The following is a 15,329-nucleotide window of genomic DNA, read 5'->3' on the forward strand; positions in this document are numbered from 1 at the left end:
TAACGCTTCGCGTTATTCAAAACGTTCTCGTTTTGTCCTGAAACTCGAATTATTTGGGGTATAGATAAATTATCGCTAAGTAAATGAGGAAGACGGCATCTTGTTATGCCGAGGTTTTTATTTTCCTTAATTTCCAATAAAGAATAAATAGCCCGCCCCCAAAGAAACATTCAAAAAAATTATTATTTATAGATAAAAAACAATAAGATAATCATTCCAGCCATAGTTATATCTTCTTTAGCAAGAGAATATTCAGGAGAAACCAAGTTAATTAAAGAAAATAAATTTTTCTCTTCCTACATTCCCCATCTAGCTTATGTCAAAAAACTCTTTATCAAGCGCGGCACGCCTCCTTACTCTCAGAAAAGTAATATTTTCACCCTGATATTTTATCTGGCTGCACACAGCCCTAACACATTGACGGACAGGTCATTATGCATAATAAAAGTCATACAATTCGCCCTCTTCACTCTGGGAACGCTTTACGCCGTAAATGGCTTGGTTTGACAGTCGCCAGCGCGGTGTTGTTGTCGGGACTCGGTCTGCCAGCTCTGGCACAAGCGGAAGGACAGCTGCGTATCGCGCAGCAATTCGGCATCGTTTATCTGCTGCTGAATGTCGCGCAGGATCAAAAGCTGATTGAGAAACAGGGCAAGGAAGAAGGACTGGATATCAAGGTCGAGTATCTGCAACTTTCCGGTGGCGCCGCGGTGAACGATGCTTTGCTCTCCGGCTCGGTAGATATTGCCGGAGCAGGCACCGGACCGCTATTTACGCTGTGGGATCGTACCAAAGGGCGTCAGAATGTCCGCGCCGTGGTAGCAACCGGCAACTTCCCGTATTACCTGATCAGTAATAACCCTAACGTCAAAACCATTGCAGACCTGACGGACAAAGATCGCATCGCCATTCCTGCGGTCGGTGTCTCCGTGCAATCACGTTTCCTGCAACAGGCCTCCGCCGAGTTGTGGGGCGATAAAGCCTATAATCGTCTGGATAAACTTCAGGTCGCCATTCCCCATCCAGAAGCTACCGCCGCCATTATCAGCGGCGGAACGGAAATCACCACGCACTTTTCCAACTCCCCTTTTCAGGAACAAGCGCTGGCAGGCAACCCCAAGGCGCATATTATTCTGAACTCCTATCAAGTCACCGGTGGGCCAAACTCACCAGTAGTACTCTACGCCACTGAAAAATTCCGCCAGGACAATCCACGAACCTATCGCGCCTTTGTTAATGCCATCGCGGAAGCAGCAGATTTCGCCAGCGCGCACCCTGAAGAGGCCGCTGACGCCTTCATCCGCGTGACAAAATCGCGTATCGATCGCGAGCTATTGCTGAACATTCTGAAAAGCCCGGAGGTGTCGTTCAGTGTGACGCCGCACAATACCTTGCAGCTTGGTCAATTCCTGTATCGCGTTGGAGCGATTAAAAACAAACCGGAATCCGTCAAAGACTACTTCTTCGACGATAAGCACGTCGACGCAGGCAGCTAATCACATCGCGTGTGGCGAGCCTGCATGAGAAAGATGCAGGCTTGCTCAGATCCCTTCTTCCCCCCCTCGGCCTTCCATCATCAGTCTGGCAGCTATCGCTGCATGTTAGTAAAAAATAAAATAACAGTAATTTTTGATGAATTAATCTCAGACTAAATATTTTTAAATAAGTATCCCCATGAAAATACTAGCTAATAAAAAAACACCAGAAAAAATTAATAATACGCTTTATATCTAATAGCAGTAACAGTAACGCTCTCACCTTGAATAAAAAAAACACAGAACTATACTGGAAAAAAATCACTTTTAACCACCATGCGACATTAATTTAACACTACACATAGAAAACTAAGGAAGGTATTTATGGACTGCAACGACAAGATTAAGAAAATAATAGAAATGGAATTGTTTGATACCCGATCCAGGCATCATATTTCATCACGTGATTATGTGGATTTAACGGTAAAGAGAATGAGAGTTATTTTTCATGAAGGATTGATTAATAACGATATGTGGCTAGGGCAAAACAAGCAATCAAAGTTTGAGGAACTCTGCCAGAATATCGCTTTGTTCGGTACTCTGGATCTGTCACTAGGCATCTCTCTCGCCGCACACCTTATCGCGGGAAATGTGATATTGACGCAATCCAGCCCTCAACAGATAAGTCAGTATCGTGATGAAGTAATTAACTTAGACAGGATCTATTCTTTCTGCTGTACAGAAATAGCCTGTGGCACGAACTTACGCAACATAAAAACAACGGTAACCTACGATCATACTCAAAAAAGGCTGTTTCTCCATTCCCCCACTCCTGACTCTTATAAATTCTGGATAGGCAATGCCCTTTATTCTGCCACCGTCGGAATGGTGCTTGCGAGGCTTATTGTTAACAATCGTGACGAGGGCATTCACTGGTTTCGAGTGCCTCTACGCGATGAAGAAAATGGCAGTCTGCTACCGGGGATCCGGGCTATTTCCTGCGATCCTAAAGGCGGTGTGGAAGGCTATCAGATTTCGGGCATTCGGTTTGATCAAGTCAGCTTACCACCTGACGCAATGATGCAACGTCATGCTGAGATTACGCAACAGGGAACATTTTATAGTCAGTTTTCAAAATCCCAACGTTTTGCCTCACTGTTTGAGACATTTTTACAAGAGCGTATTTTTCCATTAAGTAGTGGTAGCCTTTCAGCAGCCGTTGCTCTTTATATTACTTATAAATTCTCCGAACATCGTGTCACATCATTGAAACCGACATATCAAACCTTAATTATGGAGCCATTATTCTGCCAAAGGCTCTACCCAGAGTTATTAAAAGCATTTTCACTACATGTTTTAAATAAGGTTATAATTCATCAATTCAAAAAAAACTGGGACGATAAAAGCACACATAAAAAATTGCAAATTTTAGTCGCTGTTGGTAAGTATCTAGGGTCATCATTAGGATTAGACATCCTACGTAAATGCCGAGCAATGTGTGGGGCACAAGGTTTACACCACTATAACCAGATTATGTCTATGCAAATTGACTATGAAGCTAATATTACTTTTGCAGGCGACAACTCCGTCATGTCTTATCAAATAGCCAAATATATGATCGGACTCGATAGATTCAAAAACGATGATGTTGTACCCCAAAATATTGCGCAAGAGGTAGAAAAGAGCGTTGTTGCCGATTGTCATCAACGTCGATTTACCCATGCAGAGGCACAGGCTCTCACCTATACCTATGCCTTGGATCTTATTATTCAGGAAATACAAGAAAACAGGATTGTGGATAAGGAAATACTTCAAGATCTTAGTAATAGCTTTATCCCTTACATGTTGGAAAAACAGTCTTTTAACATTATTACTCCAACGATAGAGAAGATAAACTATTTGATGAAGATCCTTACTCCTCCCATTGAGTTGATCACGGCGCCGATAATCAACCAAAACTACACCGAGATATTTACCTCAGAGTTATACACGACATCATAGTTCATTATTTAAACCTGCATTATTACTTATGGATAAATATATCATGGACATATCAAAATCAAATATTGAATACAATGATGATATTTCAAGAGCAAAAATAATAAGAAAAGTCATCATTGATCATGGAAAAGTGCTACGAAAAAGACATCCGATTCTTAACCATCAGGATTTACTAGGATTTAGCGCATGCACTGCGATTACAGTTATTATATTACTAAGCTCTTTATGTTATCTTTATGGGTATATTCCTTGGTGGGTTTGTTTGATAATAAATACCATATGTATCTCTATCGCGCATGAAATTGAACATGATTTAATACACAATCTGTATTTCAGAAAAAACCGATTTATACATCACATAATGATGGCGATCGTCTGGTTAATGCGCCCAAGTACAGCCAGCCCTTGGATGCGCCGCGACGTACATTTACTGCATCATCAGGTATCAGGATCTGAAAATGACGTGGAAGAGAAGTTCTTGGGAAATGGACGAAAATGGGGACTTCTTCGGATTTTAATGCTCAGTGATTTAGTGGTTGCTGCTGTAGTTATGATGCTTAATGCCAGGTCGGAGCTAGAGAGAAAGAAACTACTTTCATTTTCGGTAAAAGCATTTTTTCCTTTTGCCGTATTCTATTCACTAATCTGGTATTCATTTTTAATTTTTCATAGCATAAATATTTATTCAACATTAACAGAAACTCCCGTCATGTGGTCTGATAGAACAACGACCGTAATGAATTTTATTGACGTTGCCGTAGTTATTATTGTTGGCCCCAATATGCTATGGTCATTTTGCCTGCACTTTATATCTTCAAATTTACATTATCACGGTGACAATGAAAGCGGTAATGTCATTCAGGAAACACAAGTGCTTAATCCCTGGTGGCTCTACCCCATTAACTTATTCTGTTTTAACTTTGGCAGCACACACGCCATACACCACTTCGTTGTGAATGAACCCTTTTACATAAGGCAGCTATCTGCCCCCGTCGCTCATAGGATAATGAAAGAGATGGGAGTGAGATTTAACGATTTTGGCTCCTTCAGCCGTGCTAACCGCTGGAAGCAAGGTCAACAAAAGCATGAATAGGCGTTAAAGCATGACGCGTACGCAAGTTCTACACAGGCTTCAACGATCAAAGCATACGTTTTGGACGTAGACCTCTTGTTATCTTTATTACTATATACCCTAAATAATTCGAGTTTCAGGACAAAACGAGAACGTTTTGAATAACGCGAAGCGTTAGCCCTTTAGGGCGAGGCTCATGGATGAGCCGAGTAACGAATGAAGCCAACGCACATGCAACTTGAAGTATGACGGGTATATTTCATCGGTGACACTTCCCCCCCTGCTAGCTGCTAGCGCGGGGTTCAAAGATAAATTTCACCTTTTCCAGTGCGGGTGGGTGCTCGTCGTTGTCCATCATGGCGAGCACCAAACGCCCGACCTCCGCGCCCAACTTTTCATAGTCAAGCCGCATCGCGGTCAGCGCAGGGAACGTGTGCTCACATTGTTCAGAACCATCAAGACAGGCGATCGCCAGATCGTAAGGGACTTTCATCAGGCGGCGTTGGCATTCAAAGAGCGCGCCCAGCGCGATCTCCTCATGGCTACAGATAATCGCGTCCAGCTCCGGCTGATTTTGCAGCAGCTCCGTGAGTGCATAGCGTCCAAACTGTAAATTGGGAGCTTCTGGGATCGTAATTTTCAAATCCGCATTATGGTAATGCGCCAGCATGGCTTTATTCCAGCCGTTCAATTGCTGTTTTTGCAAACGGTTATCCGTATGAGCACCAATATAAGCTACGTGACGATACCCCTTTTCCAGCAGCGACATCGTCAGTTGCTCTGCCGCGTCGGCAAGAGCGATATCAATATTGATATTTGCGCTCAGCACATCAGCGCCCGAGACGTTCACCGTAATGACGTTACTGGCCTGGATGATATCCTGGGTACGTTGTGAAAGCTGCGCACTGAACAGCACCAGTGCGGCTGGCCGTTGCTGTAGGAGCTTTTCGACCATTCCCGCTTCAGTATGCTGGCGATATTCATGGCAGCCCATGATTAACGGAATGTTGTGTTTGCCCACGGCCTGTTGCAGCGCCTGCACAAAACGAACGCTGGTGCGATCTTGCTGAAAAGGATAAAGCACCGCAATAGCAGGCTGATAGGCTGATGCCAGTGCACCTGCGGCCTGATTCGGTACATAGCCCAGCGTTTTTATCGCATCATTAATTTTCTTCTGCGTGGCATCAGAGACCAGTCCCGGCTCCCGCAAGGCGCGGGACACCGTCATCGCACCGACACCGGCGTGGTTCGCGATGTCCTGTAGCGTGACGCGATGGGTGCTCTCGGTAAGCTGGCTGGCTTCTTGATTGGGTTCATAGCCTAATGCTCTGGCGGCCAGTTCCACTTTGCTGCGTAACTTTTCAGAAACCAGATCGGGTTTGCGCATTACGCGCGATACCGTCATCGTCCCTACGCCCGCGTAGTCAGCGACATCCTGTAGCGTAACCTTACCGGTACTGCGACGCTTACGCATGTTCACTTCCTCTCCATTCGTCATTTTCCCATCGCACAGAGGTATTACACCGTCCGAGCATGCTGCCACGCCGTGTCATCGCCGTTCATAGTGTGCCTGTGACGACACGGGGGAACAAATAATGGCTCCGCTTGTGCTAAGCCGGTCACAGTTAATGATACGCATATCAGTTAGCGCTACCTTTTTAGATGTTAATCACATTATTTTCGCAATCAGCACACTATCCTGCGTTCAGAATGATACAGAGGTGACTCTAATGCTTAACACTTTACTAACACCAGACGTTGTTCAGATTTTACCTGCCTGTGATGACTGGCGTCACGCTATCGCCTTGTCCTGTCAGCCTTTACTGGATAACGGTTCGATTGAACCCACCTATGTTGAGGCGATATACCGCTCTCATGAGGCCATCGGCCCTTACTATGTCGTCGGCCCTGGGATTGCCATGCCGCATGCGCGCCCGGAAGACGGCGTGAACCAACTTGCCGTCAGCCTGACACTGATTCGTGACGGCGTGATTTTCCATTCCGAAGATAACGATCCCGTGCATTTACTCATTGTTTTGGCCGCCACGGACAGCAATAGCCACATCGATATTATTTCACAGCTCGCTCAGTTGTTCGACACGCCTGATGACGTCGCCGCGTTACTCCACGCGACGGACGTAGAACAGGTGCGTTCCGTTATTTCTCGTTATTAATTGCCACCAGAGGACACAGATTATGAAAATTACAGTCGTATGCGGTAACGGCCTGGGTACCAGCCTGATGATGGAAATGAGCATTAAAAACATCGTTAAAGAACTCGGCGTAGCTGCTGACGTGGATCACGTCGATTTAGGCTCAGCGAAAGGCACGGATAGCGACATTTTTGTCGGTACAAAAGATATTGCCGATCAGCTCGTCGCACAGGCGGTGGGGGGAAAAATTGTCTCCCTGAGTAACATGATCGATAAAGTGGCGATGAAAGAGCGTCTATCGGTCGCCCTGACAGAACTTGGCGCCTTATAAGCGGGGGGAATCAAAAATGGAATTCTTCCGTTTTTTAATGAGTGACGTGCTGTCTGAACCCTCCATTCTGGTCGGTTTAATTGCGCTTATCGGCCTGATTGCACAAAAAAAACCGGCCACGGAATGTATCAAGGGAACGGTGAAAACCGTCATGGGTTTCCTGATCCTCGGGGCGGGAGCCAGCCTGATCGTGTCCTCGCTGGGAGATTTCGCCCAGATTTTCCACCATGCGTTTGGTATTGCCGGTGTGGTGCCTAACAATGAAGCCATTGTCGCCGTCGCCCAGAAGAACTTCGGCACCGAGATGGCAATGATCATGTTCTTTGCGATGGTCATTAATATCGCAATCGCACGATTTACGCCGTGGAAATACATTTTCCTCACCGGCCACCACACGCTGTTTATGTCGATGATGGTTGCCGTGATTCTGGCGACAGCGGGCATGAAAGGCGTGCTGCTGATTATCGTTGGGTCGCTGGTGGTTGGGGTATCGATGGTGCTGTTTCCCGCCATTATTCACCCGTATATGAAGAAAGTAACCGGCTCGGATGATGTCGCCTTTGGTCACTTCTCTGCGATATCACAGCTACTGTCGGCCTTTATCGGCAGCAAGTTTGGTAATAAAGAGAAATCAACGGAGGACATGGAAGTACCGAAGAGCCTGCTGTTCCTGCGTGATACACCGGTCGCCATCGCCTTTACTATGTTTTTCATCTTCATTTTCACCTGCCTGTTTGCCGGCCCGGAAGCGGTTAAGACGATGAATGCCGGTGGAAAAAACTGGTTCATGTTTTCGCTGATTCAATCCATTACCTTTGCGGCTGGCGTGTACATCGTACTGCAAGGGGTACGCATGGTGATTGCGGAAATCGTCCCCGCGTTTAAAGGCATTTCGGACAAACTGGTTCCCAATGCAAAACCGGCATTAGATTGCCCTGTCGTCTTCCCCTATGCCCCGAATGCCGTTCTGGTCGGCTTCCTGAGCAGCTTTGCCGCGGGTGTCATCGGAATGGTTCTGCTCTACCTGTTGGGCATGACGGTGATCATTCCCGGCGTAGTGCCACACTTCTTCGTCGGCGCAGCGGCAGGCGTGTTCGGTAACGCCACTGGCGGGCGTCGCGGTGCGATTTTAGGTTCTTTTGCCAACGGACTGCTGATTACTTTCCTGCCTGTTTTCCTGCTGCCCGTGCTGGGCAGTATTGGACTGGCGAACACCACGTTCAGCGATTCCGATTTCGGCGCGGTAGGCATTCTGCTAGGTATTATCGTGCGCTAAGCCAGCATGATGAATGTCATCCAACAGACCGGTTTTAGTTTACGGAGGAAATGATGGAATTCTATTTAGATACGGCGGATGTAGCCGCAGTAGAACGACTCGCTGGCGTGTTGCCGATTAAAGGCGTGACCACCAATCCGAGTATTGTCGCCCGCGGAAAATCCGATATTTATCGTGTACTACGGGACATGCAGGCCGTTATCGGCACGGAAGGACAGCTGTTTGCTCAGGTGATGTCACGCGATCCTGACGTGATGGTGGAAGAGGCGTTGAAGCTCAGAGACGTGATCCCCTCTCTGGTCGTCAAAATACCGGTGACGCATGCGGGTTTGAGTGCCATTAAGCAACTGACGGCGCTGGATATTCCCACCCTCGGCACCGCAGTCTACGGTGCGGGGCAAGGGTTTTATGCCGCGCTGGCTGGCGCTCGCTATATCGCGCCTTACGTTAACCGCATTGATGCGCAAGGTGGCGATGGGATTGCGCTAGTGAAAGAACTGCAAACCCTGATTAACCTGCACAGCCCACAGACTCAGGTGCTGGCAGCCAGCTTTCGCACGCCGCGTCAGGTCCTGGACTGCTTGCTGGCTGGGTGTCGGGCGATTACAGTCGACCCTGTGGTTGCTGAACTGTTCCTGCAAGATCCGGCGGTTGACGATGCGCTTAACCGGTTCGATCATGACTGGCAGGCACGCTTTGGTCATGCCGATCTTGGCTGATTGATAAAAACACCACCCGCTCGTCGGGTGGTGTTCCCCACATTATCGTGCGACCAAAACGTTCAATGCAGAACGAACTCGCGATACTTTTCCACCAGCGTCAGAAAATCATCCAGACCGCATAAAGACAGGCTCTCTTCGTCGTAATAACTCATGCCTTCCTCCAGCTCATCTGTGGTGAAAGACAGCTGGTTTGCCTGCACCATCACTTCTTCTTCATCCAGCAACAGCGTGTATTCATGGCCCACGCGCCGCCACTGCCGCTCGCTGCCTGCGACGGAACGCGCGGCGTCTTCAACGTCAGTCAATATCGTCAGTTGGCCTTTCACTTCTTCATTGAACCAGTGCCCGATCGCTTCATGTCCCATCGACATACGAACGATGACCTGGCCCGTCACATCCCGCAAAAATTCATAGTCCATGATGCCATCCTCACTGTGATGTTTCTTTTGTTCAGTTTAGTCGTCTCTGCCCCCTATCGTCGTGATGCACCTTCACCTTTCATGTTGCAGATGCACACAATCCCGTATGCCAATTCCAGCAGAGATGGCGCATAAAAAAAGGAGGCACAAGGCCTCCTTCAATGTTGGGATGCGAACTATAGCGAGTTAGACCGTCGTCTGGAAGATCACGCCATCGGCTTTCTCGGTATATTGACCTAACTGGTCAAAATTCAGATAGCGATAGGTGTCCTGGGCGGTTTTATCCACCTGCGACATGTAGGTCTGATACTCTTCTGAGGTCGGCAAGCGACCCAGCAGCGAAGCCACCGCAGCCAGTTCGGCAGATGCCAGATACACGTTGGCACCGGTTCCCAAACGGTTCGGGAAGTTACGAGTCGAGGTCGAAACCACCGTCGCACCATCCGCCACACGCGCCTGATTACCCATACACAGCGAGCAGCCTGGGATCTCGATACGCGCCCCGCTCTTACCAAACACGCTGTAGTAGCCCTCTTCGGTCAGCTGTGCCGCATCCATCTTGGTCGGCGGCGCAACCCACAGGCGGGTCGGCAGCTGGCCTTTGTGGCTATCCAGTAGCTTACCTGCCGCACGGAAGTGACCGATGTTGGTCATACAGGAACCGATGAAGACTTCATCAATCTTCTCGCCCTGCACGTCAGACAGCCAGCGTGCATCGTCTGGATCGTTCGGCGCACACAGGATCGGCTCTTTGATGTCGGCCAGATCGATGTCGATCACCGCCGCGTACTCAGCATCGGCATCCGCTTCCAGCAGTTGCGGATCGGCCAGCCATTTTTCCATGCCCTGAATACGGCGCTCCAGCGTACGACGATCGCCGTAGCCTTCAGAGATCATCCACTTCAGCAGCACGATGTTGGAATTCAGGTACTCGATAATCGGTTCTTTATCCAGCTTGATCGTACAGCCAGCCGCAGAGCGTTCCGCCGAGGCGTCAGTCAGTTCAAACGCCTGCTCGACTTTCAGATCCGGCAGACCTTCGATTTCCAGAATACGACCCGAGAAGATGTTCTTCTTACCTTTCTTCTCAACGGTCAGCAGGCCTTGCTTGATGGCATACAGCGGGATGGCGTGAACCAGGTCGCGCAGAGTAATTCCCGGCTGCATTTTGCCCTTGAAGCGCACCAGAACGGATTCTGGCATATCCAGCGGCATGACGCCGGTCGCGGCAGCAAACGCCACCAAACCGGAGCCCGCAGGGAAAGAGATACCGATAGGGAAACGCGTATGGGAGTCACCGCCCGTACCAACGGTATCCGGCAGCAGCATACGGTTCAGCCAGGAGTGGATAACCCCATCGCCCGGACGCAGCGATACGCCACCACGGTTCATGATGAAATCTGGCAGCGTGTGGTGCGTGGTCACGTCAACCGGCTTCGGATAGGCCGCCGTGTGGCAGAATGACTGCATCACCAGATCGGCGGAGAAGCCCAGACAGGCCAGATCCTTCAGCTCATCACGGGTCATCGGCCCAGTGGTATCCTGTGAACCTACCGAGGTCATCTTCGGTTCACAGTATTCGTCAGGGCGAATGCCCGCAACGCCACAGGCACGACCCACCATTTTCTGCGCCAGCGAGAAGCCTTTTTTGCTGGCTTCAACTGCTTTGGAAATACGGAAGACATCGCTGTGCGGCAAGCCCAGTGACTCACGCGCTTTGGAGGTCAGCCCGCGGCCGATAATCAGTGGAATACGGCCACCGGCGCGTACTTCATCCAGCAATACGTCGGTCTTCAGCGCGAACGTCGCCAGAACTTCATTGGTGTCATGGCGGCGTACTTCACCTTCATACGGGTAAATGTCAATCACATCGCCCATATTCAGATCGTTCACATCCACTTCGATCGGCAGCGCACCAGCATCTTCCATCGTGTTGAAGAAGATCGGGGCGATCTTGCCGCCCAGCACCACGCCACCGCCGCGTTTGTTCGGAACGTAAGGGATATCTTCGCCCATGAACCACAGCACGGAGTTAGTCGCCGATTTACGCGATGACCCCGTACCGACGACGTCACCGACGTAAGCCAGCGGGAAGCCTTTCTTGTTCAGTTCTTCGATCTGTTTGATCGGGCCTACCGCGCCAGGTTGATCGGGATCGATACCTTCACGGGCGTTTTTCAGCATTGCCAGCGCGTGCAGCGGGATATCAGGTCGTGACCAGGCATCAGGTGCCGGAGACAGGTCATCGGTGTTAGTTTCACCGGTGACTTTAAAGACGGTAACGGTAATTTTTTCCGCCAATTTCGGGCGGGACAGGAACCACTCGGCATCAGCCCAGGATTGGATCACTTTCTTGGCGTGCGCATTGCCTGCCTTCGCCTTTTCTTCCACATCATAGAAGTTATCAAACATCAGCAGCGTGTGAGACAGCGCTTCGGCGGCAATTGGTGCCAGCTTGTCGTTATCTAACGCATCAATCAGCGGATGAATATTGTAACCCCCTTGCATGGTGCCCAGCAGCTCAATCGCTTTTTCCTGGGTGACCAATGGGGAAGTGGCTTCGCCTTTAGCGACGGCAGCCAAAAAACCGGCCTTTACGTAGGCGGCTTCATCAACACCGGGGGGGACACGGTTAATCAGCAGGTCAAGCAATGCTTCTTCTTCGCCCGCCGGGGGATTCTTGAGTGACTCAACCAGCGCGGCCATCTGCGTGGCATCTAACGGTTTAGGAACAATCCCCTGTGCAGCCCGGTCGGCTACGTGCTTACGATATTCTTCTAGCACGACGTTCTCCTCGCTCTCATTGTCTTCATTATGCCCGGCGCTCTTGTTCCCGCTTGTGGTGTCCATGCCTGGGTGTCAGCGTGTGGATGTAAGGTAGTAGAGTGTCCGGTCCAGCCTCGTCAGCATATCAGGATTTGAATTGATTGTTAATTCGTTCACATAATAGCAACATTAATTTTTATTCAACTACGCTATGTGCCCAACGTCACTCTCACTGAAAAATGCCGACATCAGCAGAATAGCATGTCCCTGACGGCGCACACTAACTATGCTGAGTTAACCACATAATAGGTAGGTTTTTAACAACATAGCGTGATTAATCATCGTTAGATGGCGTAGCGATAATCAGAATGTTCGCAATAGAGTCAGGAAAAGTGTTAACAGATGATAAGAGCCTTCACGGCAACGATGCCGGATGACCTCTTTGATAACAGGAAAAGACTCCATGACGATAAAACGGTATCTGCCAATGGTTTCCGTCACTGCCTTCGCGTTCACCGCATCCGTCTATGCCGCGCCTATTGAACTGGAGGGTATCGGTTTAACACGCGATATTCCTTGTAATGGCAATGATGTCACTATTTCAGGTAACAGCAATAACATCGTGCTAACGGGCAAATGTGCCGCTATTTCCATCGCGGGTTCCGAGCACAACGTCACATTCGATACCGCCACATCGCTGACCGTGACTGGCTCAGAGATTGCCGCCACGGGTCAATCAACGGGCGATCTGACCGTCGCCGCGTACAAAAACACGATCCACACTCACATCCTTGCCGATGATAAGCCAGCAAAGGTGAACGTGACCGGTACGGAACATCATCTCGATCTCGATTTTAAAGGCCCGACTGTTGTTTCCTTCAATGGCATCAGCAACCGTCTCTCATGGGGAGGAACAGAACCGAAACTTTCTTCTAGCGGTGCTAATAACGTCATCAAACAAAAACCATAACGCGCGGCTTTCTTTCCTCTGACTGACCCGGCACCGACAACAGAAAACATACGACCCAATCAATCACGTGTTGATTGGGCCATAATGTTTAGTATACAAAAATATCGACTCAATTCCCGCAGAAACGGGGCACGTCAGGCCTTAAATGTCAGCCACGGGCGCAGTCGTGCTACGGGTTGAATCAGCTCCGACTGTTCCTGAATATCAATCACGGGCGTGACTGGCTTATAGGCCGCCGGCGCTTCTTCCCGCAGGCGCTCATCCTTCAGCGTAATACACTGCCAGGGCAACGTATCTGCCTGCTTCGCTGTATCGATCTTGTTACGCATATTCTGCCGACGCTCGGCACGCCCCGCGCCGTGTGAACACGACCACAGCCAATCGGGATTTCCTTTCCCCGTAACGAGGTAGGAGTAGTCTCCCATTGAACCGGGAATCAGCGCAAATCCCCCGGCTTTGGCGGGCGTCGCGCCTTTACGATGCAGGTTCATTCCGTGTTCCGGCAGGATAATGTTATGCGACAGATCGACCACCAGTTTGCTGGCGTCATGCGTAAACACCTGCTTCCAGGAGGAACGAATCAGTTCAGTCAGCACGATCCGGTTGATCCACGCATAGCGAGCGGCGACGCCCATGGCTTCCATATAATCCGTCGCCTGCTCATCAACCAGACCAAACAGGCCGGATGCCGGATATTTCTCTCCCGCAGGCCAGCAGGTTCGCGCTTTATCGATCCCACGCTGGCCGACATAAAAGCCAACGTCCCGTGAACCGGTGTGAATCATAATCACAACCTCGCCTTCCTTTACGCCAGCTTGATACGCCGCATGCCTGTCTAAGACGGCATCAACAATTTGCAACTCAACGAAATGGTTACCCGACCCTACCGTGCCCAGACTGGCAGGTCGAAGTATCTCGCGAGGCGCGAAAAACGGCTCAGGCGCATGTCGGCTATCGGCACGAACCGCATCAGTTCCAGCGATAGAACCGAGTTCCGCTGCCAGCCGTTGGAAGTCCACGTCCTGCCAAAGCCCCAGTAAGGGCAAGGCCGCCAACCACGCCGACAGCCCTTCATCAAAGAGTGCGGAAAACGAATCTGGCGTAACGGGAACATCGCGCTGATCCAGCAGTAACGTATTTTTGAGCGCCTGAATCAGCGCAGGCTTGTGCGCATCCGCATCCGCATGATGCACGCCCGTCGTCAACAATCGCATGCCGCAGTTGATATCCGTCCCAATCGCCGCAGGGATAACAAAGTTCTCCGTTGTAGCGACAATACTGCCAACTGGCGCAAGCGTGCCAGGATGGAAATCCGGCGTCGCGCGGGCGGCACAGACGCGCGCATCGCTGCCCGGTAGGTGTACCGAGGCGAAATCCAGCAGTTGCTGAACCGCCTTTTCTTCCAGCGGCAACGTTTCCGGCAACAGAACCTGCGCTTCTGCATTCTGCCTGCGGAGATGATAAATAGAATGTTGGTAATCGGTGTCTATCCCCAAACGGGATAAACGTTTTTGTAAGCGAGTAAATGTAGACATGGTGCTACCTAGAAAAACAAAAAATCGCTCCTCCCGTTTCGGAGAGAAGGTTGTTTTTCCTGCAGCAGCAGATTCAGGAAAGGATGTCGGGCTATTCTAGGGAGGAACGCCCCTATTGTAAACAGCAGGCCGCATCGCTTTGGCTCCGTTATCAGCTATTTTATCGATGCCAGCCATTCTCCTCGCTCAAGGCTAAGGGTATGGTAAGCTCAATACATTAGGGATCACTAAATTAGTCAGTCACGCAGGACGGTATGAATATGACGTTGAGCAATTCGCATCGCGAATTCATGCAGGAGGGTGCGGTAAAAGCCGCCGCGCTGCTGCGCGCGATTGGCAACGAGAACAGGCTGCTGGCGCTTTGCCTGCTCATTGAACACAAGGAAATGTCGGTGGGTGCGCTGCTTGAACACATCCCGCTAAGCCAGTCCGCCCTCTCACAGCATCTGGCGAAAATGCGTGAAGAAGGATTGATTAGCTACCGGCGCGAGTCACAAACGCTGTACTACCGCATCGAAAACCAGGATGTGGAGAAAATCGTCGCCACCTTAAAAGGCATTTTCTGTCCCTGATAGCGGTGACACGAAACGGCATAGACAGAATACCCAC

Annotated in this window: 13 protein-coding genes; 9 read left to right on the forward strand and 4 right to left on the reverse strand. The window is 49.8% G+C overall.

The annotated features are described in order from the left end of the window. The first annotated feature begins 434 nt into the window (after window positions 1-434). From KKH3_RS16325 to KKH3_RS16335, 3 genes are all read left to right on the forward strand, one after another. The gene (locus tag KKH3_RS16325; protein ID WP_039361501.1) at window positions 435-1,496 is read left to right on the forward strand and encodes an ABC transporter substrate-binding protein; all 1,062 of its coding nucleotides are present in this window, start codon (window positions 435-437) and stop codon (window positions 1,494-1,496) included. 363 nt (window positions 1,497-1,859) lie between these two features. After that, window positions 1,860-3,476, forward strand: a complete 1,617-nt coding sequence (locus KKH3_RS16330) for an acyl-CoA dehydrogenase family protein (protein WP_052201356.1) — start codon at window positions 1,860-1,862, stop codon at window positions 3,474-3,476. Window positions 3,477-3,519: 43 nt separating this feature from the next. Then, on the forward strand, window positions 3,520-4,569 hold the full coding sequence (locus KKH3_RS16335; RefSeq protein WP_039361503.1) for a fatty acid desaturase: 1,050 nt from the start codon (window positions 3,520-3,522) through the stop codon (window positions 4,567-4,569). A 262-nt stretch (window positions 4,570-4,831) separates the two neighbouring features. Here KKH3_RS16335 and KKH3_RS16340 read toward each other — a convergent pair whose 3' ends face one another. Further along, a complete protein-coding gene (locus KKH3_RS16340; protein ID WP_039361505.1) occupies window positions 4,832-6,022 on the reverse strand; it encodes a LacI family DNA-binding transcriptional regulator in 1,191 nt (396 codons plus the stop codon). A gap of 256 nt (window positions 6,023-6,278) precedes the next feature. On the opposite strand from KKH3_RS16340, the gene KKH3_RS16345 reads away from it, so the two are divergent. The 4 genes from KKH3_RS16345 to fsa are packed head-to-tail and all read left to right on the forward strand — an operon-like array spanning window position 6,279 to window position 9,027. Beyond that, window positions 6,279-6,722 (forward strand): PTS sugar transporter subunit IIA, encoded by a 444-nt coding sequence (locus KKH3_RS16345; RefSeq protein WP_039361508.1) that lies wholly within the window; start codon window positions 6,279-6,281, stop codon window positions 6,720-6,722. 22 nt (window positions 6,723-6,744) lie between these two features. Further along, window positions 6,745-7,032 carry a PTS sugar transporter subunit IIB gene (locus tag KKH3_RS16350; protein WP_039361510.1) on the forward strand — a complete coding sequence of 96 codons (288 nt, stop codon included), beginning with the start codon at window positions 6,745-6,747 and terminating at the stop codon, window positions 7,030-7,032. A 16-nt stretch (window positions 7,033-7,048) separates the two neighbouring features. Continuing rightward, window positions 7,049-8,308 (forward strand): PTS ascorbate transporter subunit IIC, encoded by a 1,260-nt coding sequence (locus KKH3_RS16355; protein WP_039361512.1) that lies wholly within the window; start codon window positions 7,049-7,051, stop codon window positions 8,306-8,308. 53 nt (window positions 8,309-8,361) lie between these two features. Then, window positions 8,362-9,027 (forward strand): fructose-6-phosphate aldolase, encoded by a 666-nt coding sequence (gene fsa / locus KKH3_RS16360; protein ID WP_039361514.1) that lies wholly within the window; start codon window positions 8,362-8,364, stop codon window positions 9,025-9,027. A 62-nt stretch (window positions 9,028-9,089) separates the two neighbouring features. Here fsa and yacL read toward each other — a convergent pair whose 3' ends face one another. Next, the gene (yacL, locus tag KKH3_RS16365; RefSeq protein ID WP_039361517.1) at window positions 9,090-9,449 is read right to left on the reverse strand and encodes a protein YacL; all 360 of its coding nucleotides are present in this window, start codon (window positions 9,447-9,449) and stop codon (window positions 9,090-9,092) included. A gap of 186 nt (window positions 9,450-9,635) precedes the next feature. Beyond that, window positions 9,636-12,233 carry a bifunctional aconitate hydratase 2/2-methylisocitrate dehydratase gene (gene acnB, locus KKH3_RS16370; protein WP_139338638.1) on the reverse strand — a complete coding sequence of 866 codons (2,598 nt, stop codon included), beginning with the start codon at window positions 12,231-12,233 and terminating at the stop codon, window positions 9,636-9,638. Window positions 12,234-12,678: 445 nt separating this feature from the next. Between acnB and KKH3_RS16375 the strand changes: the two genes are divergently transcribed. Next, window positions 12,679-13,185, forward strand: coding sequence for a DUF3060 domain-containing protein (locus KKH3_RS16375; RefSeq protein ID WP_039361521.1), 507 nt, complete (start codon window positions 12,679-12,681; stop codon window positions 13,183-13,185). Between the two features lie 134 nt (window positions 13,186-13,319). Here the strand turns inward: KKH3_RS16375 and KKH3_RS16380 are convergent, their stop codons facing one another. Then, window positions 13,320-14,720, reverse strand: a complete 1,401-nt coding sequence (locus KKH3_RS16380; protein ID WP_039361522.1) for an RtcB family protein — start codon at window positions 14,718-14,720, stop codon at window positions 13,320-13,322. 260 nt (window positions 14,721-14,980) lie between these two features. Here KKH3_RS16380 and KKH3_RS16385 point away from each other — a divergent pair, with 260 nt between their 5' ends. Beyond that, window positions 14,981-15,292 carry an ArsR/SmtB family transcription factor gene (locus KKH3_RS16385; protein WP_139338639.1) on the forward strand — a complete coding sequence of 104 codons (312 nt, stop codon included), beginning with the start codon at window positions 14,981-14,983 and terminating at the stop codon, window positions 15,290-15,292. Window positions 15,293-15,329 lie beyond the last annotated feature (37 nt).

Origin of the sequence: Pectobacterium actinidiae (assembly GCF_000803315.1) — a bacterium.
GTDB classification, from domain to species: Bacteria; Pseudomonadota; Gammaproteobacteria; order Enterobacterales; family Enterobacteriaceae; genus Pectobacterium; species Pectobacterium actinidiae.

Excerpts from the sequence above, each read along its gene's own strand:
- KKH3_RS16375 (WP_039361521.1), top strand. The coding sequence starts at position 12,679 with ATGACGATAAAACGGTATCTGCCAATGGTTTCCGTCACTGCCTTCGCG.
- fsa (WP_039361514.1), top strand. The coding sequence starts at position 8,362 with ATGGAATTCTATTTAGATACGGCGGATGTAGCCGCAGTAGAACGACTC.
- KKH3_RS16330 (WP_052201356.1), top strand. The coding sequence starts at position 1,860 with ATGGACTGCAACGACAAGATTAAGAAAATAATAGAAATGGAATTGTTT.
- KKH3_RS16340 (WP_039361505.1), bottom strand. The coding sequence starts at position 6,022 with ATGCGTAAGCGTCGCAGTACCGGTAAGGTTACGCTACAGGATGTCGCT.
- yacL (WP_039361517.1), bottom strand. The coding sequence starts at position 9,449 with ATGGACTATGAATTTTTGCGGGATGTGACGGGCCAGGTCATCGTTCGT.
- KKH3_RS16345 (WP_039361508.1), top strand. The coding sequence starts at position 6,279 with ATGCTTAACACTTTACTAACACCAGACGTTGTTCAGATTTTACCTGCC.
- KKH3_RS16355 (WP_039361512.1), top strand. The coding sequence starts at position 7,049 with ATGGAATTCTTCCGTTTTTTAATGAGTGACGTGCTGTCTGAACCCTCC.
- KKH3_RS16335 (WP_039361503.1), top strand. The coding sequence starts at position 3,520 with ATGGACATATCAAAATCAAATATTGAATACAATGATGATATTTCAAGA.
- KKH3_RS16380 (WP_039361522.1), bottom strand. The coding sequence starts at position 14,720 with ATGTCTACATTTACTCGCTTACAAAAACGTTTATCCCGTTTGGGGATA.
- KKH3_RS16350 (WP_039361510.1), top strand. The coding sequence starts at position 6,745 with ATGAAAATTACAGTCGTATGCGGTAACGGCCTGGGTACCAGCCTGATG.
- KKH3_RS16385 (WP_139338639.1), top strand. The coding sequence starts at position 14,981 with ATGACGTTGAGCAATTCGCATCGCGAATTCATGCAGGAGGGTGCGGTA.
- KKH3_RS16325 (WP_039361501.1), top strand. The coding sequence starts at position 435 with ATGCATAATAAAAGTCATACAATTCGCCCTCTTCACTCTGGGAACGCT.